Source organism: Paenibacillus sp. P13VS (genome assembly GCF_015143645.1).
GTDB classification, from domain to species: Bacteria; Bacillota; Bacilli; order Paenibacillales; family Paenibacillaceae; genus Paenibacillus; species Paenibacillus xylanilyticus_A.
On record NZ_WYEV01000007.1, the window covers coordinates 33641 to 59929 of the forward strand.

Here is a 26289-nt window from a genome sequence, read left to right on the forward strand (position 1 = left end):
ATACCTAAAATGCAAACAGATGTTTTCTTATCCTTGTCCATTTTAATTCAAGATATCCCGTTTCGTAAAGACAAGGAATGACACAATGAGTGAGGCAATGCCCCAAACACTAAGCACAATAAGGGAAAAACCCAAATTCATTCCTTCAATCGGTGGCAATCCACCGGACAAATAATCCGGAAGTTCCAGATTAACCATGAACAGGTATTTGGCTGACTGCCAAGAGGCAGCCATATTCGTGAGAATGGTTCCTGCGATCAGTGCAGCCATCATAATAACAATACTTGCTGCCGTGCTGCGAACCAGTACGGAAACCATGAAAGCCAGAATGGCCACAATGACGCTCACAAACCATATCAATCCTGCCTGCATGAGAAGATACAGCCATTGATCCACAGCGTGTACGGCAGACAGATCCACATCGGTACCCACAACCTTGAATCCGGTAAAGATCGGCATGCCGAAACCTTTATAACCGAATACTGCACCTGATATAACGTAACAGATAATATACGCAGATACGACGATTATAGACACAAACATAATCAGGGTGACCAGTTTGCTGAGCAGTACTTTCCAGCGTTTGACCGGACGCGTCAGCAGCATCTTGATGGTACCAGTTGTGCGCTCACCCGACACCAGATCCGAGGCAATGGCCATAATAAGCAGCGGAATAAACAAGCCAACCGCATTATTCATGAATTCCCTTGTAAAAGTTACGCCATTGGGCTCCTTCGGATTCACGTCATTTTCCAGATAATATTGCATCTGCTGGATATAAACCGTACGGTACTTTTTGTATTCCTCAGGCACCCGGTCGCTGCCCAGTGAATTTTGATTATCCGTGATTGCCTGCTGAAGTTCAAGTCTCCAGTCGCCACCAAACTTGTCGCGGTTATTTTCCGCAGATTTCATCTGGGCATACGTAAACATCGGAACCAGTACCGCAAGTACAATAAATATAATATAAAGACGTTTCTTCTTCACCATCTTAATCGTTTCATTTCGGATGAGCGGCATGATATTACTCAATGGATTCACCTTCAGTCATCTTTAAGAATAATTGTTCCAGTGTTGGCTGAACCCGCTGTACACCTTCAACCTGAATCCCTGCCTGGACCATCTGATTCACAAGACCGGCTATTCGATCCTCGTGCATTTCAGCCACAACGGCATTGGATCCAAGCCCTGCGATAATGGTATCATCCATCACCTCGGCTGGCCGATCCACTAACGCAATACCTGCGTCAAGCAGCATTTTCCTGCCCTCCTCCAGAGGTGAAACATGCCATATGGCGAATTTGGAGTGATCTTCAATTAATTCATCTACACCGCCAACGGCAAGAACGCGACCTGCACTTATAATCGCGACCCTGTCACACAGAAGCTGAATTTCACTCAGCAGGTGACTGCTGACAAATACAGCCATCCCTTCGCTTGCAAGTTGTTTGATAAACACCCGAAGCTCCTTAATCCCTTTGGGATCAAGTCCGTTGGTAGGTTCATCCAGAATCAGCAGACGTGGGCGTCCAAGCAGGGCCTGGGCGATCCCCAACCGTTGGCGCATGCCTAACGAATAGGTTCTCACTTTATCATGAATTCGTTGATCCAGACGGACAATATCCACCACTTCCTGAATGCGGGCATGATCCACACCAGGCTGCATCCGGGCAAAATGCTCCAGATTCTCCCAACCTGTCAGGTAAGTATACACCTCCGGATTTTCCACGATGGAACCGACGTATTGCAGAGCACGCTCTGGGTCACGGTTCACATCATAACCACAGACTTTAATATTGCCTTCTGTCGGTTTGATCAGATCAACGAGCATGCGAATGGTTGTTGTTTTTCCCGCTCCGTTCGGTCCCAGAAAACCAAAAATTTCTCCAGGCTTCACTTCAAAAGTGACATCTTTGATAATCCATTTACGTCCTATTTTTTTCTTAAGATGCTGCACAGACAGTACATAATCGCTCTGCGGTTCTCCCATTAGTTCGTGCTCCCTTCTGCCGTTGTTTCAGCCTGATATTCCTGAGCGATCCGAACCGCAATCTCCTCGTATCCTGCACCATTTGGGTGGAAGTGATCGGAAGAGAGATATTCGCCCAGGTGATTTTCAAACAGATCAAAGGTGGGTACAAGTGTCATCTTATCCTCTTGGTTCAAGATTTGGAGCGCAGCATCATTCCATGCAGCTACGACCGCATTGCCGGGTACCTCCAGCTCCTTGACGTCCCCAAACGGGTTATAAAGACCTATGTACGCGATCTGTGCTTCAGGATTGATCTCTTTAACTTTCTTCAAAATTTCCTGGAGACGCTTGGACGTTTCCGGCAATACTGCAGCCAGCTTTTCGGCAGTCGGCGGATCCTCACCCTGCAATACCTGACCACCCTGAAAGAGATCGTTAGCTCCAATGGACAATAAAATAAAGTTGGATTGCTGGAGTACGTAACGTACACCTTGCTCATCCAGTTTACTTAGTAATGCATCCGTTCTCAGGCCATTGACTCCCAGGTTGTTCAGAACCTGAACATCATGTCCCTGTTCCTTTAAAATATTGCCTGCACGCCTTACAAAGCCAAGTCCTTCATCATCTCCCGTGCCTCTAGCCAGAGAATCACCAATAACGGCTATTCGAATTTTACCATCATCAACTGGAGCTTCAGGTTTGCTGGCCTCATCGGCTGGTGTTTTCGTCGACTGCCCCGTGCCTAAAGCTGAATCCCCCTCAGGATAAATGACGTCTTTTATGGCATAACCAAAACCGAATAATAGCAGAAGCGTTGCCAAAATGGACACCGTACTGATTGTTCTCCAGATCCATGGCGCTGAATCAAGGGTTTTTCTTTTCATTCATCACATCTCCGCTCATGTACACCTGGTTGGGTGCTTATAGTTAAAATGGTTTGACTTTAAGATGACGCTTTTTCTAAATAACATAAATGTTCTGTCGTTAATTTGCAAATTTTGCCGCTCTTTCTTTTTAAAAGTTTTATAAATGGAAAAAGGCTATGCCTCACACAGATTTCGCTGTGCTGACATAACCTTTTTCCGAATTAAATCTGAACGTTATTCATTCAAATGACTTATTTGCCGATAAATTCTTGAGCCCAGTAACCGTTGTAGTATCCAACACCGATTTGAGTAAAGTTTTTGCTCAGGATATTCGCCCGGTGTCCTTCACTGTTCATCCATGCAGTAACTACTTCCTGAGGCGTTTTTTGACCTTTGGCGATGTTCTCACCAGCGTAGCTGTAAGTTACTCCAAATTGTTTCATCATATCAAAAGGAGAACCATACGTTGGTGATTGGTGATCAAAATAGTTGTTGTTGCTCATGTCTTTTGCTTTGGCAAGAGCGACTTTATCCAGAAGTGTATCGGATGCCAGTGCGCTTAGACCTGCTTTGGCACGCTCAGCGTTCACCAATTTAACAACCTGTGCTGCAAAATCGGATTGAGTTGACTCATTACCACTGTTGCTTGTGTTATTACCTGTGTTACCCGTGTTGTTTGCATTACCAGAGTTGCTGCTGTTCTCAGGCTTTTTCGTTGGCGTAGCAGCTGGTTTCTCTTCTTGCGTTGGTTGAGACGGTTTTGTTGTTTCTGGTTTTGTTGACGGTTTTGTTGTTTCTGGCTTCGTTGTTTCAGGCTGTGCTGCTGGTTTCTGGACAACCTGACCATTCGATACCGTAATTCCGTTATCCTTCATCCACTTTTCAAGCAATGTTTTCAGGCTAGTTGCATCCGTAAGTTTAATTGTAGTTTTATATGTGGACACCTCTGCCGCTGAAGCAGAAGCAGGGAGCATAATTCCTACAGCCAGTACAGCTGTCAGACTTCCAGTGACGACGGTTTTCAACAAGTTCTTTTTCAAATTCATTCATCTCCTCGAAAATTAATTAGTTACAACTTTGTAATGAATACTCTAGCAGTATACCAATTCATACGAGTGATGTGAACCTATAAATTATGGAAAAGTTACTTTTTTGTAATCTTTAATAGCGTTTCAAAAGCATCAAATCGGTTTAAATGATTAAGTCATGCATTAAGACATGAGCCTATATCCGTAAGTGCAGTAGTAGTTGTATAGTTTCGAAATGTTAACCTTATTACCTGTATCAATGGTATAAAGCTTAACCGTTTTATTCATGTGAACTGCCTACTACACTATCATATATGAAAACCATCCTTTAAGGGGCGTCCTTATTTAACCAAAAAAAAGACATCCGGAATGTTGGTCCGAATGTCTCGAGTTACCTGTACATCAACGATCTGGTTGAGGAATAGGTACCTTGTTTTGAAGAATCTTTTCTATAGAAGGACTTTACTGAAACGATATCCTCTCTTCTGAAAGCCAATGTGCTCATAGAAAGAATACGTTGATGAAGCAACTTCACGATTCGCACCGGTGACAAACAATTGTTTCCCACCTTGCTGTCTGCCCCAGTCCTCAGCACGAGCCATCAGACGACGGCCAATTCCGCCTCCACGGTACTCTTGCCCTACAATCAAGGACGTAATTTGGGCGGCAGGTTCTGGATAGGCATGACTTTGCACACATTGCAAGCCGATCATACCAATAATTTGTTCATCCACTTCGGCAACAAGCATGCACGCGTTTGGATTACTCTCCAAACCTTCAATGCGCTCTTTCATAACATTGGCTGTTGTCGGATAGCTGACCTCTCGCATCAGTCCCGTTACCGCTTCAGCATCTCGCAGTTCACACTCTCGGATCGTCAGTACAGGGGCCTGGGCATTATTGGACATGATTTACCTCCACTTTCAGCATATTTGCGGCTTGAACCGCTGTTTTTCGAGCTTCTTCCACATCGTGGCCTGCACTAAGCGCCACAGCCATCCGGCGTCCCACTTTGACCTCAGGTTTGCCAAACACACGAACCTGCGTACGTGGAAGAGCCAGTGCTTCTTCAATCCCGCCTATAGTAAAGTCGGATGTTTCATGATTGGCTTTCAGCGTAGCTGAAGCTCCAGGTGTAAGCAGATGTACATCTGTCACAGGGAAACCCAGAATTGCACGCACATGCAGCGCAAACTCAGAGCTATCTTGCGTTACCATGGTAACCATACCTGTGTCATGCGGACGAGGTGATACCTCGCTGAACACAACTCCGTCCGAAGTCAAGAAGAGTTCGACACCGAACAGCCCATAACCACCTAGCTCATCGGTCACAGACTTGGCAATATGACAAGCTTGCTCCCATTGCTGCGGAGTCATTGCATGCGGCTGCCAAGATTCGACATAATCTCCATCCTTCTGAATGTGACCAATCGGAGGGCAAAATACAGTTCCTGATACAGATCTTACGGTGAGCAGCGTTATTTCACTGTCAAATTTCACAAAGCTCTCCACGATGACACGTACAGATTTGCCGCGCGCTCCAGACAGAGCGATATTCCAGCAATTCTCCACGTCATCCGGCGTGCGGCATACACTCTGCCCTTTACCGGAAGAACTCATCAATGGTTTGATCACACAAGGTGTACCCAGTTCACGAACGGCTTCTTGAAGCTCTTCCAAGTTGTTCGCAAATAGATAGGCTGCTGTCGGAAGTTTCAATTGTTCTGCCGCCAACCGCCGGATGCCTTCGCGGTCCATGGTTAAACGGGCAGCACGTGCCGTCGGCACAACACAAAATCCCTCTTCTTCAAGCTCCAACAACGCTTCTGTCGCAATCGCTTCGATCTCTGGTACGATGTAATGAGGTTTTTCCTTGCGAATCAATTGTTTCAAAGCTTCGGCATCTAACATGTCGATGCAGTAAGACCGGTGTGCTACCTGCATGGCAGGTGCATTGTCATAACGATCAACAGCAATCGTTTCAACTCCCAGTCGATGGGCCTCAATAACGACCTCTTTTCCCAATTCTCCGCTACCCAGCAGTAGCATTTTTTTGGCTTGAGCCGTAAAAGGAGCACCCCACATGTTCTTTCCAATCCTCCCAAAGAGAAATCTTCTATATCTGTCTCTCTATTTTCGGGGTTTTGGTTAAAGATTGCAAGGGTGCTCCCTATTTTTCTTGTGAATTTTACAAGATTTTTTGTGTTTTTTCGATCAATTTTTACAAAAATCTGTATTGAGCTTCTATTAATCCATTATAAACTCCTTGTTTCTGGATAAGTTGCTCATGGTTTCCTTCTTCCTTGATTTCACCGTGATCGAGCACAATAATGTTATCTGCATTCCGGATCGTCGAGAGTCGGTGAGCGACCATGAAAGAGGTTCTGCCTTTAAGCAGCACTTTCAGTGCTTCCTGAATTTTGAGCTCTGTCTCGGTATCAATACTTGCTGTTGCTTCATCCAGAATAAGAATCCGTGGATCCGCGAGCAAGGCACGGGCGAAGGACAGCAGCTGCCGTTGTCCCATGGACAGCACGTTTCCTCTTTCTTCAACCTCCGTATCATATCCACCAGGCAGCTTCATAATAAACTCGTGGGCATTGACCGCCTTCGCAGCCTCCTCCACTTCTTCATTGGTTGCGTCCAGTCTGCCAAATCGAATATTGTCTCGAATCGTTCCGGAGAAGATAAAGGTATCCTGCAAGACAATGCTTACCTGACTACGCAGACTCTCAACCGTAATATCCTGTATATCATGGCCGTCAATCGTCAGTCTTCCTCCGGAAATATCATAGAAGCGGCTGATCAGGTTGATAATTGTACTTTTTCCCGAGCCGGTGTGACCAACCAGTGCAATGGACTCACCTGCTGCGGCCTTAAAGCTGATTCCTTTAAGCGCCTGTCTGCCTTTCTCGTATTCAAAAACGACATTGTCAAATACGATATCGCCTTTAATAGAAGGAATCGGCTTCGCACCCGGTTTGTTCGCAATGCTTGGTTCCTCATCCATGAATTCAAAAATGCGTTCGGAGGAAGCCATGGCTACCAGCAATTGATTGTACATCTGGCCCAGACGGTTGATCGGATCCCAGAAGTTACCGACATAGTTGGCGAAGGCTACAAGCAAACCAACCGTTAACTGACCATCTTGAATCAAGTACGCACCAAACCAGAACAGGATCAATGTACCGAAACCGCCGGTAATTTCAATGAGCGGTCCAAAGCCCTGGTTCATGGCTGATGCTTTGTCCCATGATTTTTTGCTGGACATGTTCATGTTGTCAAAGTACTTCATGTTTTCTTTTTCCTGTGTATACGCCTGAGTCACGCGGATCCCCTGAATGGATTCATTCAAGTGGGAGTTGATGCGGGAGTTCTTCATGCGTACATCCTGCCAGGCACGGCGGATCAATACCCGCAGCTTGGTGGAAATAATAAACATGATCGGTACTGTGATAATAACGGCAAGGCCGAGTTTCCAGTTGATGAGCATCAATATGACGATAATTCCCAACAACTGCACACAGTCGATCATGACGTTGACCGCACCATTGGTGAACAAATCCTGCAATGAGTTGATATCATTCGTGACACGAACGAGTACGGACCCCGCCGGTCTTTTGTCAAAAAAGTTAAAGGACAGTTTCTGAATATGTTTGAACAGATCCGAGCGAAGGTCATAAATGACCCGCTGTCCTATAATGTTGGTTAATTTGATCCGGTACGTATTGGCAGCCCATTGAATGAGATAGAGCAGGAGAACCGAACCCCCAATAATATATAACAGGGTCATGCTTGGCAGTCCGCTCTCTGGTGCTATGGCTCTGTCAATTGCCAGACTGATCAAGAAAGGAACCGATAATTTCGTAATCGTACCCAAAATCATCATCAATATGATCAGCGGCAGAAGCTGCCTTGCGTAAGGTTTCATATAACCGAACAAACGTCCAAATTCTTTCCAGTTAAACGGTTTCTCAATGATCTCATCGTCCTGATAGACGAATCGTTCATTTAAATTCTTTTCAGAGGTCCCTTTGACCTCGCGCCTGTCTGCTACCGTTTCGGCACTCATGAGTTCACCTGCTCCCCAGCCTCCCGCTTGCCGCGGGCGATGTAGTCTGCGTATTGAATTTTGTAAACATCCTGATATGGTCCAGGTTCTTCAATAAGACGTTTGTGTGTACCGCGCTGAACGACACGCCCTTCATCCAGTACCAGTATCTCATCTGCATGTCGCAGTGAGGAAATCCGGTGTGCAATGATAAAGGTTGTTCTTCCTCGCATAACTTCCTGGAAACCGGATTGGATCTCATGCTCGGTCTCCATATCGACTGCACTGGTCGCATCATCAAGTACCAGAATTTTCGGATTTTTGAGCAATGCTCTAGCGATCGCAATCCGCTGTTTCTGACCCCCGGACAGACCCATGCCTCGTTCACCAACAACCGTGTCATATCCGTCCGGAAACTCCATAATGAAATCATGTGCTTTGGCCAGCTTCGCTGCCCGTATAATATCATCCATACTTACGTTTTTGAGACCATAAGAGATATTGTTGCGTATGCTGGAAGAGAACAGGAACGTTTCCTGAAAAACAGAAGCGATCTGGCTGCGCAAGCTGCGTATCCCCATGTCCTTAATATTTTTACCATCCAGCTTGATGGTTCCCGAATTGACGTTATACGCACGCATCAAGAGCTGAATAATGGTCGACTTACCGGAACCTGTGCCTCCCAGGAAACCGATAACCGTACCCGGAGGTGCATCAAAGTTGATATCGGTTACGGCCGGCATTTTATTGCCATACGCAAAGGTTACGGAATCAAACGTTACATGTCCCTTAACCTGATCAGCTTCAACAATGATTGGATCTTCTGTCTCCTGCACGTCCACCGGTGTATTCAACAGTTCCAGCACCCGTTCGCCAGAAGCTTTGGATTGTGTATAGTTGTTGATATGGAATCCAAGGTTCCACATAGGTCCGATTATGTACCAAATCAAACTGAAAAAGGCAACGAGTTGACCAAGGGACAACGTTTGATTGATAACCATTCTTCCTCCGATGACCAGAAGGAGTACAACGCTTACAGAAGCAAGAATTTCCATGATGGGAAAATAGCGACTCCACAACGTTGCAGCATGAATCTGATTCGTTTTGTAACGCTCGTTGCGTGTGGAAAACTTCTCCACTTCGTAAGGCTCACGTGCAAAGGATTTTACGGTACGCACGCCAGTGATATTTTCCTGTACGGCTGTCGTCAATGAACTGAGCGCCAGTCGCATCTCCTGGAATGCAGGGTGGATCTGGGATTCAAATCTTAGCGCAACAAAGGCAAGCAGAGGAATACATATGAGTGTCAGCAAGGTAAGCTGCCAACTCATCGTCATCATCATAATTGCGCCGAATACGACCATCAAAACCATGTTGAGAATCTGTGCAAAGCCAAATCCGATAAAGTTGCGGATGGCTTCCAGGTCTCCCGTGAGGCGGGACATCAGATCACCCGTCTTGGCCGTATCATAATACCGGAAGGATAAAAACTGAAGCTTTTCGTAACATGCGTTACGCAGTCGGTACGCCAGGAAGTTACCAAGGCGTCCTCCATAGAAACCGTGTAAAAACTGCATTCCTGCTTTCAAAATCACAACACCTAACACGGTTAAAGCAAGTATGGGAACGTCTTCAAAATTGCGCGGTATAATGACATCATCAATCAGTACCCTGAGCAAATTCGGATACACCAGTCCGAGCGCAGTCGCTATGGCGAGGAACAAGATTGATACAAATAAATACGTGCGCTTTTCCCAAAAAAAGGTTTGCAGTTGCCTGAGAACATCCATGTTTCTCCTCCTCTTGTCTCGTTCAAAAACGGTATGAACATTTATGAAGTTTATCACCGTCCCCCATTCGCGGCAAAGCGAATAACTGACCATATTCAGGCTACTTTCTCCTTAATGCGTCATTAACAGGAATAAAAGACCACCTATCAATCAAATGTTTGAATATTCTCTTTGTTTCAGGTTGTTCGGACAAAAAAAGGCTCCCTGGTTGACCTGGTCGGTCAGGAGCCTTTTTGCAGATACATATGCATACACTCTACGTGTATACTTATTCGTGTACGAATTGCTGCACTTGTGCTGAAAGACTGTGCCATTCCTCGGCTGGAACGCCACTGGTCAGTGTTTCATTCAATGCGGCAACGGCTTCTTTCAGTCGATCTTCCAACTGGCTGGCTTGATGCTGCAATGACTGATGCAGTTGGGCATCATAGAACTGAACCAGTTTTTCCTGTGCTGCTGGAAGGACCCCAGCCACCATTTGTTTGATGACCGGATCGAGCGCTTCCTGGAGTCGTTGTCTCCCCTCTCCTTCAAAGAATTGCTTCGGGTTGCGGAAGTAACTGAGGTACGTTTTCCATCCTGACGGTTCCTCCAGCCGAATCTCCTCGAGCACAGGTGTACTCCAGTTCTCATTAAAAGCAAGCGAAAGATCCATTCCGCCTGATCTCTCTTTAAGTTCCTGAACGCAATCATCGATCTGCCTCATTAACCAGCTCTTCCCTGCCTGCTCCAGTCGGAGTGTCGTCGCAAGCAATTCCTGTTCCAGCTCTACAGCGATCATACGCAGCAGTTCACGTCCGCATGCTGCAAATGCCCCTTTTAGATTACCTCGGTCTTCCCGCAGAACGGAAGGATGGAACGCTTCTGCCATGAAGAGACCCAGTCGGTAACCCAGCCGCTGTCTGACATGAAAGAGCAGTTCAGCCGTCTCCTGAGCAAGCTCTTCTCTCATGGAGCGCTCAGCAAGGGTTCGGATTCGAACGAGTGACTGATCCATGACGGCATGCAGTTCCTGTCTCCGCTGCTGCAGCACTTCTTCGCCCTGAACGGCATCGTGCGCACGCTGATCTAACCGCTGGATAACCCTCGACAGTTCTTCGGCAGCACCTCCTACGGCAAGGTCAGCAAGTTCTGTGCCAGCGAACCGATTAAACTCTTCCTCAAAACGAATGAAACCCGATTGCTCAAGCATATCCGCATCTCCCGTGCTTTTACCTTCCATGGCAAGCAGGCTGGAAACCGGAAATAACCGCGGGGCCCGAATCCCATTGGTTCGAAGCTGAGTACTGACATGCTCCAGTACCTGTTCAAGTTCTTCTTCAGATGATGACAAATCACTGGCATTCACCACAAAGAACATCTGGTCCATGGCCGAGCTGTCTTTTACCCGTCCCAGTTGGTTGAGAAACTGTCGATCCCCCTGGGAGAAAGCATGGTTGTAGTAGGTTACAAAGATAAGCGCATCCGCATTCTTCATATAATTGAATGTAACACCCGTATGGCGGGCATTGACCGAATCGGCCCCAGGTGTATCGACCAGCACAATGCCTTGTTCGGTAACGTCACAGCTGTAGTACAGATCAATGCTGTCGACAAAGCAGGATTTCCGTTCATTGGCCACAAAATTCCGGTATCCGTTAAGGTCTACCTGAACATCTTGACCAAGCTGATCCATTGTGTCATCCCAGCCTGCAGCTGCTGCCTGCAGGAAGCTGTAGTGCGGCCGTCCTGCGGGATGTACATCTTGTGGCGATAAGGATTGGACCCGTTTCTGCCAATCCGCTCCCGGTTCGCCCAATCCAAGCAAACGGAAGGAATAGGCCAGATCTTCTTGAAACGCGACCAGGGTCTTCATGCGGACCCGGGCCGTTCCATGCTCCGCGCCTCCGGCCGGAGCCATGATCCGGTTAATCGCCGCTGTCGTTGGATGCGGCGATACAGGGAGTACAGCTTCGCCCAGCAGCGCGTTGGCGAAGGAGGATTTGCCGGCGCTGAAGGCTCCGAACAGCGCCAGGGTAAACGTGCCGCCCGCAAGCGAAGCCGCGCGTGCACGCAGATCCCGTACCGCCGACCCCATGGCGGGGTACGGCTCTACCAGCGCAGCTGCGGCTTCCAGCCGTGCCGCAGCTGCGTCGAGGCGCCGGCGGCGCTGTGCGCCAGCCGCCGGCTGCCTGTGCGCCGCAGCTTTGCGCGGCGGCGCTTCCGTCTGTGGCTGCGCAGCCACAGACGCGGATGTGCCCGGGTCAGAGCCGTGAGCTTCGCTCGGCTCTTGCGCGGGCACATGCGGGCCCTGCACCTCCGGCAACAGCCCGGAGGGGAGAGGGCCCGCAGGAGGCAGCAGGCTGCGCAGCCCTGCTGCCTCGGCGGCGGCGTTGCGCTGCAGCGCTGTATAGCGCGCCGCCGCCGCGGATTGCGCCAGCACCGCTGCGCGGCTGGCGTCCAGCGCCTGAAGCGCGGCTTCGCCCTGCGAGCCCAGCGCTTCAAGCATCCGGTCGGCCAGCATCATGGCCGACCTGCGGTAGCGGGCCTCAATTTCGCCCCGCACCTCCTTGCTGAATTGAAGCACATACTCGGGAGACAGCTCTGCGCCAGCGCTCCGTTTCATCTCCAATAGTGCTTCATCCAGAACAGGCAGTTCGGTATTCAATGCCTGTTCCCAGTCCGGGCTCCACAGCTGATGAGCTTCTCCCAGCTTCCGAAGCATCGTACGAATATGCACTTCCACTTGACCCGAAGTTTGATCCTGCAGCATTTTAACGAGCTCAGCAGCACGGCGCTGCTTTTCCTGTTCGGTCTTCCCACCTGAGAAAAGCAATCCTACCCGAAAACCAGGTTTCCGGCTCTCAAGATAGGCTGCAGCCGAAGTTCGGATATCTGCAGGAGTGAGGTTGGCATTCGATAAAAGGGACTCCAGCTCCCCCCGAAACTTCTCACGCTCCCGTGAGGGCTTTGCACGAAGTTCGTCTTCTTCAGCCTTTAACTTATCCAACTCTCGTTCAAGTCGTTCAATGCCTTCCTGTCCTCCGATTTCCTCCAGCAGAGCTGCCTCTTCGTCCTCTCGCTGTTCAGCCTGTCTGATTAAGTGCTGCTCGGTAATATGGCTCGCCGAACTTGCAAGGCTATGACGAATGAGTGCTTCCTTCTCGTTCAACATGTGTTGAATTAAATCAGGGAGCACATGCCATTGATTATAACGATGATCCTTATCGCGAAGCGAAGTGAACAAGAGCCCATCATATCTGACTTCCCACGCGTCAAAAATGGCCTCTACACCTTTCACATACTCGTCAAACGCCAGCTCCCGTTCCCTATGCTTATCAATCTGATTCACGATGAGAAACAGCGGCTTCCCCCAATCCGAAAGGCTTTTGGCAAAAGACAAATTGCTCTCAGACTGAACATGGTTATAATCCATCACATAAAAGACCACATCAGCAAGGTGAAGCGCCGAATGTGTTGCCAAGCCATGTCCCCGGTCAGTCGAGTCCACACCTGGTGTATCCAGCAGCACAGCATCATCTGCCAGCAACGGGATGTCATCCCACACTTCAATGGAGCGATATGCACCGCCATTTTTGCAGTACTCTTCCAATTGTTCAGGAGAGACCTCAAGCGGATCTGCGATTACTTCCTGATTGTCAGCGCTTTCGTTAGCTGCCGTATAGATCAGCGCTCGCGGCGCGCCATTGCGAATGGACACCACATTGGCACTTGTCGGAACAGGGCTTGATGGCAGCACCCGTTTACCACATAAACTATTGATCAAACTTGATTTTCCTGCAGAGAAGTGTCCACAAAACGCGATCGTCAATTGCTTCATCTCTGCTTTGCTCATCAGATCTGTTAACGCCTGTACAGCAGTATGGTCCTCTGTCTGCTCCATTGCCTTGCGCAGCGAAAGCAGTGGTTCAGCCAATTCTACTGGGTAATCTGTTCTGGTCATGTCTGGCCTTCCCCCTGGCTCCTCTTAATTGTACCTGTCATGTCTTTATCTCATAATACATGTATTTTAACATTAGACGAACCGAATTTGAACGGTTTCGTTCATTTGAAGCTAAGTGTTGCAGAAAGAAAACATCATTTTTACTTAAAAAAAATAAAACCGATCTGTCGGTTTTATCTGAATTATCGTTCTATTGATTACGCAATGATGTTCACTGTGCGTAGCTATGTATGCTGCATTCAATGCCCGCATGAACTTATGTGATAAGCTCAACGCCAGCATTGATGCAGCATGTCTTGCATATACCAGGAGAATTAGGAAACAGCATTCTCCAGGGAAGGCAGCAAAATTTCGAATACTTGGCCATGCTGCAAAATTGTGATGTCTCTTCCTTTATCTCTCATAACCACAACTTCCGGTTTGGTAGACATACGCTCCAAATAGTGCTCAGGCACGTCGCCAGAGTGGCTTACTGTGATGCCTTCGACTTCTTTTTCTTCGTTTTCAGCCATTTCCTGTTCTACGATTTGCTCAAAAATATCGGAGAAGGCCTCAAAATTGTCAGTGTACACGGAAATGCATTTCATCATTACTCATCCTCTTCTGGTCATTAATTTATTTTTCGTTTTGGGCTTGTAGCACGTTCCTTATCTTTCCTGATTTGGGACGTTTTCATACGCTTTTTCCCTTCCCGGCATACGTCCAGCAATGGACAAATATGACAAGCGGGATTTTGCGCCTTGCAATGGTAGCGTCCAAAGAAAATAATCCGGTGGTGAGTTAAAGTCCACTCATCCCGGGGTACGCGCTTCATCAGTTTTTTCTCGACTTCAAGTACGGAGTCGTCCCAGCCTGCCAGTCCAAGCCGTTTGGATACACGTTCAACATGCGTATCCACCGCAATGGCTGGTACACCAAATGCATTGGAAACAACCACATTCGCGGTCTTCCGCCCTACACCTGGCAGCGTAACAAGCTGATCATGTTCCATCGGTACATCACCGCCATACTGCTCTATTAAAATACGGCACATGTTCTGAATATGCTTGGCCTTGTTCCGGTACAAGCCAATACGCCGGATGTCCTGTTCCAACTCTTCGAGCGGAACCGCCAGATAGTCGGCAGGACTGGTGTACTTTTGGAACAAGTCTGCGGTCACCTTGTTTACCGTTTCATCGGTACACTGGGCAGACAACAGGACAGCTACAGTCAATTCAAACGCATTGCTGTGATTTAATTCGCAATGTGCATCAGGGAACATCGCTTCCATCGTATCGAGTATGTGCCTAACCGTCGCTGCATTCATGAAGAGCTACCTCCCACAAAATCACCACACGGTGTGGAGACTTACTTTCCAAGCTTATTTCGAGTGCTCTGATGGGACGCCAAAAAGCTTGCAAAAAAAACGTCCTGATGGGGGAAAGATCCCGCATCAAGACGGTCATTCTTTTGATCCTCGAAAAAAACGATTACTGTTTTTGGATCTCCATGACTACGTTATTCAGGAGATACAATACAATATTATCATTATCTTTGAGAGATTGCACGCTTAAAGTGTTGTCACCCTGGTGAACAAATACGCCTGTACCAAGTGCAAAACGGTAATTTGTATCTGAAGTGGACTCACGTTTAACCAGGATTTGGTTACCAACGCCATCATAAGACCAGAACTGCTTACTCATAATGGTCATCACTCTGAAACGAGTGGAATTATCCGTATCCTTGGTCATCTCAACACGGTCACCCACGGTAAGGCTGTTTAACGTCGTTAATGTAGAGCCGGACTTGATTACTTTAACAGCACCGCTAACAGGTACGGTTTCGCTCTGTCCATTAAACAACCTCAGCGTTACCGAAGTCGCATCAACAGAAGTCACTTCTGCCAAAGTCCGTTTCACGACCTGAACCGCTTTAGGAGTCGTTCCTTCGAAAGTCACATTAATCAGATTGCCGGCAGTCAGTTGTGAAGCTGTAATACTTTGTCCACCTTCACCTGTCAAAACAGCCTGATCCACGTAAAACTGGCTTGTCAGTGCGTCCGATTTTACACGAACACGACCATTGGTCTCTACAGATACGACTTCAAATTGTGCCACGGTGTTCAATGACACTTTTTGAACGTAATCCTGATTGGAACCAAGCGTAACGGTTACTTTATCACCAATCTTCAGGTCACTCAGACTTGCTCCAGACTTGTTGTAGATCTCTACTGCCGGAACCGTAGAATAAGGGACCGTGATCGTTTGATTACCAGACAATATGCTGATGGTTTTTTTATTTGTATCTAAGCCGCTAAACGTACCTTCATATTTGTAAATGACTTTTACGGACAACGCTCTGGTTCCGACATACGTCAGATCAAGTTTGCGTCCTTCGTTCAATAGCGATTCCAATCCTGCAAGCGTAGGCTTGGTTGTATTGTAGTCCAGCTTCGTTTTGTCATCCAGTGTAAATACAAATGGTTTTTTGTTACTGTCCAGTACAGTCAACACTTTGGTTTTGCTGTTGTAAGAAACTACTGAAGCACCGTTCATCGGTTCCATCTGACGTCCAATAACCTGAATTCGTGTTACACGATCTTCACCATTTAGCGTCAGCTCAACCTGGTCACCATTCGTTGCATCTGTAATCAGATCTGACAATGATGCGTCCTGGATTCCGTTGATTATTACCTCGGGATTTTCAGCCAGCAGTTTTGCCTCAAGCGAGCCACCTTCACGTTTAAACGTCAATGTTGACTGATTGCCACCAATCTCCACCAAAGTACCACGTACAGACTGCTCTACACCCTGAGACAATTCAATGGTTTGCAGAACACTATCCTTCACTGTGTATTTCACGGTACTGCCTGCTTTAAGCTCTGCTAGAGACAGAATTCGATCCTGATAACGAATGATCAGGTTATCACCGTACGTAAACTGCTCTGTGGTTCCTGCTGCATTCGTGAACTTGATCGTTTTCCCGGTTGTGCTCACTTCAGCAATCACACCGCTGTCACTTTTGTTGACAATACCGGACTTCACGCGGATGGCAACCGTCTTTTTGTCAGCGGAGAAGGTCTCGCGCTGTACTTCAATAATGCTGTCAGCTGTAATATCAGCAAGCTTGATAGCATTACCGTTCTGGTCGATAAATGCCGTTGCTTCATCATACCCGTAAGTTTCATAGTTCTCGCCAACAAAGATCCCAATTTTATTGCCTGACAACGAACGCGCAAATGTACCTTCGACGCTCTCCACCTGCGGCGTCGCATCGATGACTTCCACATAAGCTGCATTTCCAGCAGATCCAACTACCTGTACTTTGGTATAGAGCTGAACATTCGGTTCTGCCGCACGTGTCTCACTATCTTTTGTAAAATATGGTGTGCTGCTGTTCACCGTAAAGTTTGTTACTTTACCATTAACCAGCAAGCTGATCTGACCATCTTTTAATCCAGTTACATAACCCGTGTACGTGTTCGGATAAGCTGTATCTGTTAACGCTTCTCCTCTGCTGAAAAATGTCGCTAATTGGGCACGGGTTACCGAACCAGTTGGATTAAACTTGTTGCCTTCCACACCTTTCGCAAGCTCCAGGCTCACGGCCAGATTGACGTAACCTTTGCCATCTGTGGAGATGCTTGCATCATCGGCGAAGCCAGTGGACTGACTGTTCTGAGCCTTCGCTTCAGCCTCTTTGTCCAATGAACGAATCAGCAGCTTGGTAATCCACTCACGCGATGCAGGCTTTTGTCCCCATGTTGTTTTAGATACGTCTGCTGTAGCTTCTTCCGTTTTATCAATCAGTCCCAGTTGAAGTGCCAAAGCCACATATGGCTTGAAGTAATTCCCCACTTCCATATTTGTCGGTAATGCCGTAGCCGTGCTGTCGTTCAACTGGCCTTCCTGGTTCATAAAACGGATCGCCATAGTTACAGCTTCCTGTTGTGTTACCGCATCTCCAGGACGGAACAGACCATTGTTACCGAGAAGGATACCTTGGTTTGCCAGCTTATAGACATGCTTCTCAGCCCAGTATCCAACCTTGATATCACTGAACAAACCTGCAGGTGCAGTCGTATTGCTTACAGCCGCAGTCTGGCTCTGCTCCGCTTCTGTTGATTCCGCTGCCATGGCAGCTCCGCCAGCGCTAAGGGCCATCATGCCTGCAAGCACGGCTGATACTACTTTTTTAGAGTGTGATGGATTGTTATATTTAAAAGTCACCTATGATTTCCCCTCTCATGTAAAACGGTCGATATCCATTGGAAAACGGTAAAACAACATGCTGCAGCGAAACTATTCGGATCTTGTCATTGGATGCTCAAGATCGACATGGCCCATCAAGCTCTCAGATTGCTGCCCGTCCACCAGCAAATCAAGCGATTTAACTTCATCAAACTGGAAGAATGTTTTCTTCAAGGCATCAATTGCATAGGCTTCTCCACCTGCACCAAGACGTGCAGTATCAGGCATATGAATGTCCAATGTAAGTGCACCTGCATCAAATTTTACGGACTTCAATTCAATATCTTTGGCCCACAGTGGAACAAGTTTGTCATCAGACGTTTGTTGTAGAGCCGCAAATGCTTCCTTGTATTTATCATCATCTGCTGCATAGGAGATACTCGCAGTGGCTTCATGCAGATCCAGCTCTTCCGGATCGGTATAAAACACCTTGATCGTTTTTTGCTCTGTACTCTGTGAAGTGCTGCTCGAATCCGTAGAAGTTCCTCCCGAAGAAGTTGTTCCTTCCGAACCTGAGCTGGAAGGTGTTGAATCCGGTGTGGATGTCGTACCTTCTGTTTCCACAGTTACAGGATCAGTAATTTCTGTATCATTTGTCTCATTCTCATTCGTTTGATCCTCAGGGGCACTAACTTCCGTACCTGACCCTTGAGTCTGACTTGGAGCAGGAGCTGCTGTTGGCTTGCTTCCGCATCCGGCAGCAACTGCCATAACCGTTACCAGCAGTGCTGCAATCCATATTTTTTTGTTCATTCTAACTCCGCCTCCTGATCATAAGGGAAACCCTTATTTAATTCCCAGATACTCCTTGATTCCTGCAACAATACCCTTGGCAACACTGTTTTGGAAACTTTCAGTGAACAGAGCTGCTTCATCACTCTTATTGCTCAGGAAACCGCCCTCCAGCAGAACAGCTGGCATTGTCGTTTCACGGGTAACATGGAGGCTTGCCGTTTTCACGCCACGATCCTTTAATCCCGAAGATTGCAGAAGATATTTGTGCATGATGGTAGCCAATTCCTTACTGGTGGATCGAGTATAGAAGGTTTCTACACCGTTCGCAGCAGCAGGTCCACTATTGGCATGAATGGAAATGAAAATATCTGCGTTTACCTTTTCGGCAATTTTCACACGTTCACTCAAAGCCAGAAAAGTATCATCGCTGCGGGTTAACACAACGTCAATTTTAGACTCTTTTTTCAGCAGTGCTTCCACTTTCAAAGCCATTGCCAAGTTAAAATCCTTTTCCCGTTTACCGGTAACACCAATTGCTCCAGGATCATGATCCCCGTGTCCTGCATCAATGACGACAACTTTCTTGCCATTATCTCCAACTGGAGGAGTAGGTGTCGAGCCTTGTTTGTTCAGATCAACCATAATCAAACCCGAATCGTTTTGAACGTCATAACCTTTGGCACTGGAAAGGTCAATGACAAAACGAACAGTAGAAGGGCTGTTGCTGTATAACGAATACCGAATCTTGGAAACATCGGGATAACCGCTGACTACAAGCTGTCCATTCTGGTTGCTGTCAAGAGCTTGTCCCTCACTGAAAGAATCAGCAAATGCTGTATTAGGTAAGTCGATAACAATCCGATTCGGTCCTGTCATCGTGAAGACGTTCGGCTTCGTTTCTCCGCTGGTTGCAATAAAGAAGCGGTTGTCACTGAAGCTGATGCCGTTCACCAGTACAAGACCTTCCTCATTTGTACTCCCGCCATTATTGCCGGAGTTCGGAGGAGTTGTAGTCCCGTTTCCGGAACCTGAATTCTGGGTAACTAATGTTACCGTCTTCGTTGTGTTGTTCCAACCCACCTTAAGACCCATTTGTTCACCGATAAATCGGAGTGGCACAAGAGTCGTACCATTTTTTACGAGTGGCGGGGCATCCAGGTTCACGTTACTGCCGTTCACCGTTGCCGTCTTCTGTCCTACAATCATCTGCATGGCAGTGTTGTCTTTGCTTATCGTCACGGTGCTTGTACTTTGCTTCCATTCCACACCGTACCCCAGACTCTCGGAAATAACCCGAATCGGCACCATCACTTTGCTATTGATGATTTCCGCTTTGGCATCCGATGGCTGCACAATTTCTTTCCCGTCTAGGATAATTTTCGTATCCACAGCTGCATGACTATAGCCCGGGAAAACGAGCCCAAAGACAAATAACAGTACCAAAAAACCGAACTTCTTCATCCTTCACCCCTACCATTCTCATATTTTTTCGCCGCATGTTGTGACTTACAGCTCCGACTGACCACGTGGGCATTACCAGACACCTATTAGACGCCCCGTACTCTCAAAAGTTGCGAATATATTCCAACATAACAGAAAAAAAACGTTGTCAAATCAAGCTTTTTCTACATTTTAATGTCTTTTTATTTCCTTTTTTATCAATTAAACATCTGGAAACAACGAGTTTTGCTAAACTGCGTATTTACGAATAATCGGACTTAAAGCCCCAAAAATTCTATAATTCCATCTACAATTGCTTCTGCACAGCGGTCCTGATAATCTGCTGTGAGCATGAGTGCTTCATCTGTTGGATTACTCATAAAACCCAGCTCAAGCAGAACGGCTGGCATGGACGTCTCACGAGTTACATGCAGGCTGACCATTTTCACACCGCGATCCTTGAGGCCTGCAACTGGCATGATATGTGTGTGAAGCATATCGGCCAGCGTTTTACTCTCTATCAGACTATAGAGCGTTTCTATCCCGTTCGGATCAGGAGTCGTAAATTTGTTCCCGTGAATGGATATGAAAAGGTCCGCCTGATTAAGTTCTGCCATCTCGACTCTCTGCTGCAAGGAAAGTTCAGTATCATCCTGACGTGTGATCATCGTTTGAATATCTTCATGCTTCTGCAGCAGTGCTTGTACTTTCAAACCCACTGCAAGATTAAAGTCCTTCTCATACTTTCCGGAAATACTCACTGCTCCCGACTGCCTCCCGCCGTGTCCGGGATCAATAATCACGATTTTCTTGCCGTCATCTGTTGGTAAGGCGGGTTGACTGGCAGACTCTTCATTACTTGCTGTCAGATCAACGAGCAGCACATGGTTATCTCCAAGTGACCATTTAGCCGTAGCCGATTGTTTCAGATCAAACACAATACGAACCGTGGATGGTGAATGACTGAACATGGCGTATCGCACCTTGGATACCACAGCGGAATCTGTAACAACAATGGTGCCACTGCCATCCGAAGTGAAATCCTGTCCTTGGATGAAAGACTCAGAGAACGTGGTTTCAGGCATATCCACAATAATCCGATCCGGTGCACCTAGAGTGGACAGCTTCGGCTTGACTTCTCCACTTGCCGTTATCATCAATCGATTACTGCTGAAACGGATACTCTGAAGCTCAGCATTCAAGCTGGGAGAAGGAGTTGTGGCAGCGTCATCCTCTTCATCTTGTTCTGTCACTGGCGGTGCGGTGTGTAGGCTAACTGTCTTGGTTCCATTGTCCCATCCTACTTCAAGCCCCATGCCTTCTCCGACGAAGCGCAAGGGGACCAGCGTCGTTCCTTGTTTGACCAAAGGTGGGGACTCCAATTCTACAGGCCTTCCATTGACTGTTGCTGTAACTTTACCAGCGGTCATTGCTATACTTCGGCTTTCTTTTTGAACCAGAACAGACTTGGTTTCCTTTTCCCACTTCACCTGATAACCGAGGTTCTCTGAAACGATGCGGATCGGGACCATCACGGTATTTCCGACATTTTCTGCTGGTGCACTTGATCGCTGATCAAGGGTTACTCCATCAAGAACAATTGAAGGCACAACGCCAGCTTGGGCTGCAATTGGAAATAAACACATGAACAGAAAGATAACGACTGCAGCCGACCATTTCTTCATAGATCATCCACCATTCTGTTGAGTTCTGTACCTACGTATTGTCCTCTATGTAACCTTCCATAATATACTAATCAGTTTATCAGATAATGGCTTTTTATCCGGTTACAACGTTGTCATATTTAGTCGGAACCACGATGAAAAAAGAAATCAAATTGGAGAAATATCTTCTTTTTAGTCCATACGAATTGAATATTTTGTCAAAAATATCATCATTGATGCTATTATATTTGATTAGGCACCACAAGAAAATCCTCATACATAGCCAATTGTTCAATCTACTTAATGTTGTAAAGAAAGAATGAAAGTCATTTTATTCTTAGGAGGGAAACCAGTGATCACTTTGTATAAACAGGCTTCCCATGGCAAGCTGCTCTACGCAGAATACTGGATCGAAGAGGATCAGATTGTGGAGCATATCGGCGAAGTCGGTACTGTGGGTACAACGACCAGAATGGATTTTCCAGCCTCGTTTAGCGATGAGGACGAATTCAAGGTTGATTTTCTTCATCGCTACTCAGACCAAGGTTACAAACAAGCTTCTGAAGACGATGGTTACATGCTGATTATTCAATATCCGATGAAGAGTCTGACGGGCAGCAAACGTGATCTATGGCTTAAGGATAAAGCCACTGAGGCACTGACAAGTGAGCTGGGATGGAAAGGGCTCGGCATTGTAGATGGACATGATATGGGCCAAACGGCAAATCCAGTCACTCAGTACGCTTTGAATATTTACTGCTTTGTAATGGATGAGACACTTGGAATTCAAGCAGTTAAGCGTGTGCTCCGAGAGTCGCGACTGGACTATACTCGGATCAAAATCGCATCAAGAGATCTAAAAAATGACGGGGATTACATATTGAAGCATTCAGCAAAAAACAATCAGGAATTCTACGTATAGATCACTTGATTTAAATGTGTAATTCTAACAAGGCAGCAGGATTAATCAGTACTGAATAATAGAAAAAGCTTCTGTCTCTGATCGGAACAACGTTCCTACGGAGAAGCAGAAGCCTTTTTTATTCGATATGTCAGAGATTATCCAAACAATTTTGCGGCATGACGCTGCTCATACGCTGTAATCTCATCATCATGTTGCAATGTCAGACCGATATCATCCAGACCTTGCAGCAAGAATTGACGACGGTGCTCATCCAGATCAAAATCGATATGCAGTCCGTGTGCATCAGTAATCGTTTTGTTTTCCAGATTAACATTCAGTTCATAGCCTTCATGAGCAGCTGTGCGCTGGAATAGATCTTCTACTTGCTCTTCAGACAATTTAATTGGCAGGATGCCGTTTTTGAAACAGTTGTTATAGAAGATATCTGCAAAAGATGGTGCGATGACACACCGGAATCCATAGTCCATAATTGCCCAAGGTGCATGCTCACGGGATGAGCCGCAGCCGAAGTTTGCACGGGAAATCAGAATGGATGCTCCTTCATAACGGGATTTGTTCATTTCGAAGGAAGGATTGTTATTCCCCTCTTCATCGAAACGCCATTCGTAGAACAAAAATTGTCCAAATCCGGTACGTTCAATGCGCTTCAAAAATTGTTTTGGAATGATCGCATCTGTATCTACATTGACCCGGTCTACCGGTGCCACGATGCCTTGCAGTGTTTTAAATTCTTCCATGTGATCCGTTCTCCCTTCTGTCCGTTACCTGTTAGATAACTGCTTCCGTTTTGAAATTCCAGTCACGTACATCAACGAAGTGACCTTTAACCGCTGCCGCTGCAGCCATTGCCGGAGATACCAGGTGGGTACGTCCTCCGCGTCCTTGACGTCCTTCAAAGTTACGGTTGGATGTTGATGCACAACGTTGTCCTGGTTTCAATACATCCGGGTTCATCGCAAGACACATGCTGCATCCTGCATCACGCCATTCAAATCCTGCTTCTGTGAAGATTTTGTCCAAACCTTCTTTTTCGGCTTGAATTTTAACACGGCCTGAGCCAGGAACTACGATTGCCGTAACATTGCTGGACACGGTATGGCCTTTGGCAACCTTGGCTGCCGCACGCAAATCCTCAATCCGTCCATTCGTACAAGAACCGATAAATACATAGTCTACAGGAATTTCAGAAATCGGTGTTCCAGGTGTAAGACCCATATATTCAAGCGCCTTTTCAGCTGCTTTGCGTTCATTTTCAGTTGGCAGTTCTGCCGGAACAGGCACTTTGGATGAGATATCCGTTCCCATACCCGGGCTGGTGCCCCAAGTTACTTGCGGAATCAGGGACTCCACATCGATCTCTACAACACGATCAAACTCGGCACCCTCGTCTGTAACAAGCTCTTTCCAAGCTGCAACAGCTTCATCAAACTTCGCACCAGCAGGAACATATTCACGTCCACGCAGATACTCAAATGTCGTTTCATCCGGAGCGATCATACCTGCTCTTGCTCCACCTTCGATAGACATGTTGCATACGGTCATACGCTCTTCCATGCTGAGTTCACGGATCGATTCGCCCGTATACTCAATAACATAACCTGTTGCAAAGTCTGTGCCATATTTGGCAATCACTGCGAGGATCATGTCTTTTGCTGTTACGCCCGGATTACGCTTCCCGACGAAGCGAACCTCCATAGTTTTTGCTTTTGCTTGCTGCAAACATTGTGTAGCCATGACATGCTCTACTTCACTTGTTCCAATTCCGAATGCCAGTGCACCAAATGCACCGTGTGTAGACGTATGGCTGTCACCGCAAACAATGGTTTTACCCGGGTGAGTCAGACCAAGTTCTGGTCCCATAACGTGTACAACACCTTGGTCAATCGTATCCAGATCATACAGTTTTACGCCAAAGTCGCGGCAGTTTTGAGAAAGTGTATCAATTTGTTGTTTGGAGATTGGATCGGTAATATTGTAACGATCCTTGGTAGGAACGTTGTGATCCATTGTCGCAAACGTTAATTCCGGGCGACGTACCTTGCGTCCTGACAAACGCAGGCCTTCAAATGCTTGTGGAGAAGTTACCTCGTGTACAAGGTGAAGATCGATATACAGAATGCTCGGTTTTCCTTCTTCCTGATGAATTACGTGGTTTTCCCAAATTTTCTCAAACATCGTTTTTTTACTCATCATTTTCACCTCATCATAAGTTCGGTCCTTGGAAGAGCCTCTGTTTTTGTTTAAACGGTGAAGCTCTTGAATGACATAAATATATCACCCTGTCCTTCATTGTTCCAAGATATAATATCTATAGATGTAATAGGTTTAACCTATAATGAGTTAAACGACAATAAACCACTGTATCCACAGCGGCTCTTAATTGATAACAATTATCATTATCATACAATGCTTATACTACGTTGCTTCACCACGAGTGTCAATGCTTTTTATCTATATTCATTATAGAAAAATGATTTATTCATCCACAATGATATAATGGTGGCATAACGAAAGGAATGACAAGTGCTTATGGAATTCAGACAACTTCAATATACGCTGCAGATTGCTGCAGAACGGAATTTCTCCCGGGCCGCAGAGAAACTTCATATTGCTCAGCCTTCGCTCAGTCAGCAATTGTCTAAACTTGAAAAAGAGCTTGGCGTTTTGCTTTTTCAGCGTAATACCAGCACGGTGGAGTTGACCCATGCTGGGGTCACCTTTGTAGAACAAGCCCAAAAAATTGTAGATGCTGTGGAATTGCTCAGACAGGAAATGTCAGATATCTCCCAGCTGCGCAAAGGCAAAGTCGTTGTGGGCAGCATGCCGATTACCGGTTCCCACCTTCTGCCGCATGTACTCCCCGCTTACCAGCAAGCGTATCCGGATATCGAGGTTACATTGCTTGAAGACGCCGGCCTAACGCTGGAGAAGCTGACAGCCAGCGGCAAAGCTGATCTCAGCCTGCTCTCCTTGCCCTTGCAGGAACCAAGCCTGTCGTACGTTGCCATCGGCGAAGAGCGAATCGATCTGGCCGTACCTCCTCAGCACCCCCTTGCCGTCAGAGGCAATCCGGATCATCCGATTCCTGTGCATATGGAGGAGCTTCGGGACGAGTCGTTTGTTGTATTGAAAAAAGGACAAGGCTTCCGCAAGCTGACCTTTGATCTGTGCCAGCAGGCAGGATTTGATCCGAGTGTCGTATTTGAGAGCAATAACATTGAAACCGTGCAATCCCTTGTGGCAACAGGCATGGGCATCACCCTTGTTCCGCGCTTTATAGCCAGGGCACCACGCAGTGAGTTTGTGCCTGTCTATGTACCACTTGCTGAACCTGTCCCAAGTCGTACTCTTGTGGTCGCTTACCGTCAGGGACGTGTACTGTCCAAAGCAGCAGAAGCTTTTATTGAGACATTTAAACAGACGGTCGCCAAGCTTTCCGAAGGAGACTATGAGAATCCTGCCTCTGTAAATTAGTCATTTCATAGGTAACAAAATAAACAAAGGCTTGACCCATATGGGTCAAGCCTTTGTTCTATACTCTTCTCCCGCATAAGCAGGATCAAGTTCTTGCATGAAATCGCAGTACATCATTACATCACAATGTTGCTGATATCATGATCTAAAGTTAACGTAGAAACGTACATAA

Annotated in this window: 19 protein-coding genes; 2 read left to right on the plus strand and 17 right to left on the minus strand. The window is 46.8% G+C overall.

What is annotated here, in order from left to right:
* Nucleotides 1–42 precede the first annotated feature (42 nt).
* The 15 genes from GUA98_RS18295 to GUA98_RS18365 all read right to left on the minus strand — a co-directional run bounded on the left by GUA98_RS18295 (nt 43) and on the right by GUA98_RS18365 (nt 21739).
* Nucleotides 43–1032, minus strand: coding sequence for an ABC transporter permease (locus tag GUA98_RS18295; RefSeq protein ID WP_153979135.1), 990 nt, complete (start codon nt 1030–1032; stop codon nt 43–45).
* Nucleotides 1025–1990: an ABC transporter ATP-binding protein gene (locus GUA98_RS18300; protein ID WP_193724046.1), complete on the minus strand. Its 966-nt coding sequence runs from the start codon at nt 1988–1990 to the stop codon at nt 1025–1027. The genes GUA98_RS18295 and GUA98_RS18300 overlap by 8 nt, the downstream gene beginning before the upstream one ends.
* Nucleotides 1990–2856 (minus strand): GDSL-type esterase/lipase family protein, encoded by an 867-nt coding sequence (locus tag GUA98_RS18305; protein WP_193724047.1) that lies wholly within the window; start codon nt 2854–2856, stop codon nt 1990–1992. The genes GUA98_RS18300 and GUA98_RS18305 overlap by 1 nt, the downstream gene beginning before the upstream one ends.
* Before the next feature lie 233 nt (nt 2857–3089).
* A complete protein-coding gene (locus GUA98_RS18310; RefSeq protein ID WP_193724048.1) occupies nt 3090–3878 on the minus strand; it encodes a CAP domain-containing protein in 789 nt (262 codons plus the stop codon).
* 437 nt (nt 3879–4315) lie between these two features.
* The gene (locus GUA98_RS18315) at nt 4316–4774 is read right to left on the minus strand and encodes a GNAT family N-acetyltransferase (RefSeq protein ID WP_095292715.1); all 459 of its coding nucleotides are present in this window, start codon (nt 4772–4774) and stop codon (nt 4316–4318) included.
* Nucleotides 4764–5951: a formate-dependent phosphoribosylglycinamide formyltransferase gene (purT, locus tag GUA98_RS18320; RefSeq protein ID WP_154895694.1), complete on the minus strand. Its 1188-nt coding sequence runs from the start codon at nt 5949–5951 to the stop codon at nt 4764–4766. The genes GUA98_RS18315 and purT overlap by 11 nt, the downstream gene beginning before the upstream one ends.
* 136 nt (nt 5952–6087) lie before the next feature.
* A complete protein-coding gene (locus GUA98_RS18325; RefSeq protein WP_153979140.1) occupies nt 6088–7938 on the minus strand; it encodes an ABC transporter ATP-binding protein in 1851 nt (616 codons plus the stop codon).
* Complete coding sequence (locus GUA98_RS18330) at nt 7935–9707, minus strand: ABC transporter ATP-binding protein (protein ID WP_153979141.1); 1773 nt, start codon at nt 9705–9707, stop codon at nt 7935–7937. Before GUA98_RS18330 ends, GUA98_RS18325 begins: the two co-directional genes overlap by 4 nt.
* Nucleotides 9708–9975: 268 nt before the next feature.
* On the minus strand, nt 9976–13650 hold the full coding sequence (locus tag GUA98_RS18335) for a dynamin family protein (protein ID WP_193724049.1): 3675 nt from the start codon (nt 13648–13650) through the stop codon (nt 9976–9978).
* Nucleotides 13651–13964: 314 nt separating this feature from the next.
* Nucleotides 13965–14237: an NAD/NADP transhydrogenase alpha subunit gene (locus tag GUA98_RS18340; RefSeq protein WP_095292936.1), complete on the minus strand. Its 273-nt coding sequence runs from the start codon at nt 14235–14237 to the stop codon at nt 13965–13967.
* Nucleotides 14238–14260: 23 nt separating this feature from the next.
* Nucleotides 14261–14956 (minus strand): endonuclease III, encoded by a 696-nt coding sequence (gene nth / locus GUA98_RS18345; protein WP_193724050.1) that lies wholly within the window; start codon nt 14954–14956, stop codon nt 14261–14263.
* Between the two features lie 163 nt (nt 14957–15119).
* Nucleotides 15120–17858 (minus strand): S-layer homology domain-containing protein, encoded by a 2739-nt coding sequence (locus GUA98_RS18350; protein ID WP_193724051.1) that lies wholly within the window; start codon nt 17856–17858, stop codon nt 15120–15122.
* Nucleotides 17859–17930: 72 nt separating this feature from the next.
* On the minus strand, nt 17931–18632 hold the full coding sequence (locus GUA98_RS18355; RefSeq protein WP_193724052.1) for a GerMN domain-containing protein: 702 nt from the start codon (nt 18630–18632) through the stop codon (nt 17931–17933).
* A gap of 33 nt (nt 18633–18665) precedes the next feature.
* Complete coding sequence (locus GUA98_RS18360; protein ID WP_153979145.1) at nt 18666–20075, minus strand: N-acetylmuramoyl-L-alanine amidase family protein; 1410 nt, start codon at nt 20073–20075, stop codon at nt 18666–18668.
* 257 nt (nt 20076–20332) lie between these two features.
* Nucleotides 20333–21739 carry an N-acetylmuramoyl-L-alanine amidase family protein gene (locus GUA98_RS18365; protein ID WP_193724053.1) on the minus strand — a complete coding sequence of 469 codons (1407 nt, stop codon included), beginning with the start codon at nt 21737–21739 and terminating at the stop codon, nt 20333–20335.
* A 331-nt stretch (nt 21740–22070) separates the two neighbouring features.
* Here GUA98_RS18365 and GUA98_RS29650 point away from each other — a divergent pair, with 331 nt between their 5' ends.
* Nucleotides 22071–22640 (plus strand): hypothetical protein, encoded by a 570-nt coding sequence (locus tag GUA98_RS29650; protein ID WP_321573898.1) that lies wholly within the window; start codon nt 22071–22073, stop codon nt 22638–22640.
* A gap of 137 nt (nt 22641–22777) precedes the next feature.
* On the opposite strand, the gene leuD is transcribed toward GUA98_RS29650, so the two are convergent.
* Nucleotides 22778–23380: a 3-isopropylmalate dehydratase small subunit gene (leuD, locus tag GUA98_RS18375; protein WP_095292742.1), complete on the minus strand. Its 603-nt coding sequence runs from the start codon at nt 23378–23380 to the stop codon at nt 22778–22780.
* A 31-nt stretch (nt 23381–23411) separates the two neighbouring features.
* On the minus strand, nt 23412–24833 hold the full coding sequence (gene leuC / locus GUA98_RS18380) for a 3-isopropylmalate dehydratase large subunit (RefSeq protein ID WP_153980763.1): 1422 nt from the start codon (nt 24831–24833) through the stop codon (nt 23412–23414).
* Nucleotides 24834–25172: 339 nt separating this feature from the next.
* Here leuC and GUA98_RS18385 point away from each other — a divergent pair, with 339 nt between their 5' ends.
* The gene (locus GUA98_RS18385) at nt 25173–26117 is read left to right on the plus strand and encodes a LysR family transcriptional regulator (RefSeq protein WP_153979147.1); all 945 of its coding nucleotides are present in this window, start codon (nt 25173–25175) and stop codon (nt 26115–26117) included.
* The last annotated feature ends 172 nt before the right edge of the window (nt 26118–26289 follow it).

What these genes read in the sequence shown, in the direction of transcription:
- GUA98_RS18300 (WP_193724046.1), bottom strand. Translation starts at nt 1,990, where the DNA reads ATGGGAGAACCGCAGAGCGATTATGTACTGTCTGTGCAGCATCTTAAG.
- GUA98_RS18305 (WP_193724047.1), bottom strand. Translation starts at nt 2,856, where the DNA reads ATGAAAAGAAAAACCCTTGATTCAGCGCCATGGATCTGGAGAACAATC.
- GUA98_RS18315 (WP_095292715.1), bottom strand. Translation starts at nt 4,774, where the DNA reads ATGTCCAATAATGCCCAGGCCCCTGTACTGACGATCCGAGAGTGTGAA.
- purT (WP_154895694.1), bottom strand. Translation starts at nt 5,951, where the DNA reads ATGTGGGGTGCTCCTTTTACGGCTCAAGCCAAAAAAATGCTACTGCTG.
- GUA98_RS18325 (WP_153979140.1), bottom strand. Translation starts at nt 7,938, where the DNA reads ATGAGTGCCGAAACGGTAGCAGACAGGCGCGAGGTCAAAGGGACCTCT.
- GUA98_RS18330 (WP_153979141.1), bottom strand. Translation starts at nt 9,707, where the DNA reads ATGGATGTTCTCAGGCAACTGCAAACCTTTTTTTGGGAAAAGCGCACG.
- GUA98_RS18335 (WP_193724049.1), bottom strand. Translation starts at nt 13,650, where the DNA reads ATGACCAGAACAGATTACCCAGTAGAATTGGCTGAACCACTGCTTTCG.
- GUA98_RS18340 (WP_095292936.1), bottom strand. Translation starts at nt 14,237, where the DNA reads ATGAAATGCATTTCCGTGTACACTGACAATTTTGAGGCCTTCTCCGAT.
- nth (WP_193724050.1), bottom strand. Translation starts at nt 14,956, where the DNA reads ATGAATGCAGCGACGGTTAGGCACATACTCGATACGATGGAAGCGATG.
- GUA98_RS18355 (WP_193724052.1), bottom strand. Translation starts at nt 18,632, where the DNA reads ATGAACAAAAAAATATGGATTGCAGCACTGCTGGTAACGGTTATGGCA.
- GUA98_RS18360 (WP_153979145.1), bottom strand. Translation starts at nt 20,075, where the DNA reads ATGAAGAAGTTCGGTTTTTTGGTACTGTTATTTGTCTTTGGGCTCGTT.
- GUA98_RS18365 (WP_193724053.1), bottom strand. Translation starts at nt 21,739, where the DNA reads ATGAAGAAATGGTCGGCTGCAGTCGTTATCTTTCTGTTCATGTGTTTA.
- leuD (WP_095292742.1), bottom strand. Translation starts at nt 23,380, where the DNA reads ATGGAAGAATTTAAAACACTGCAAGGCATCGTGGCACCGGTAGACCGG.
- leuC (WP_153980763.1), bottom strand. Translation starts at nt 24,833, where the DNA reads ATGAGTAAAAAAACGATGTTTGAGAAAATTTGGGAAAACCACGTAATT.
- GUA98_RS18385 (WP_153979147.1), top strand. Translation starts at nt 25,173, where the DNA reads ATGGAATTCAGACAACTTCAATATACGCTGCAGATTGCTGCAGAACGG.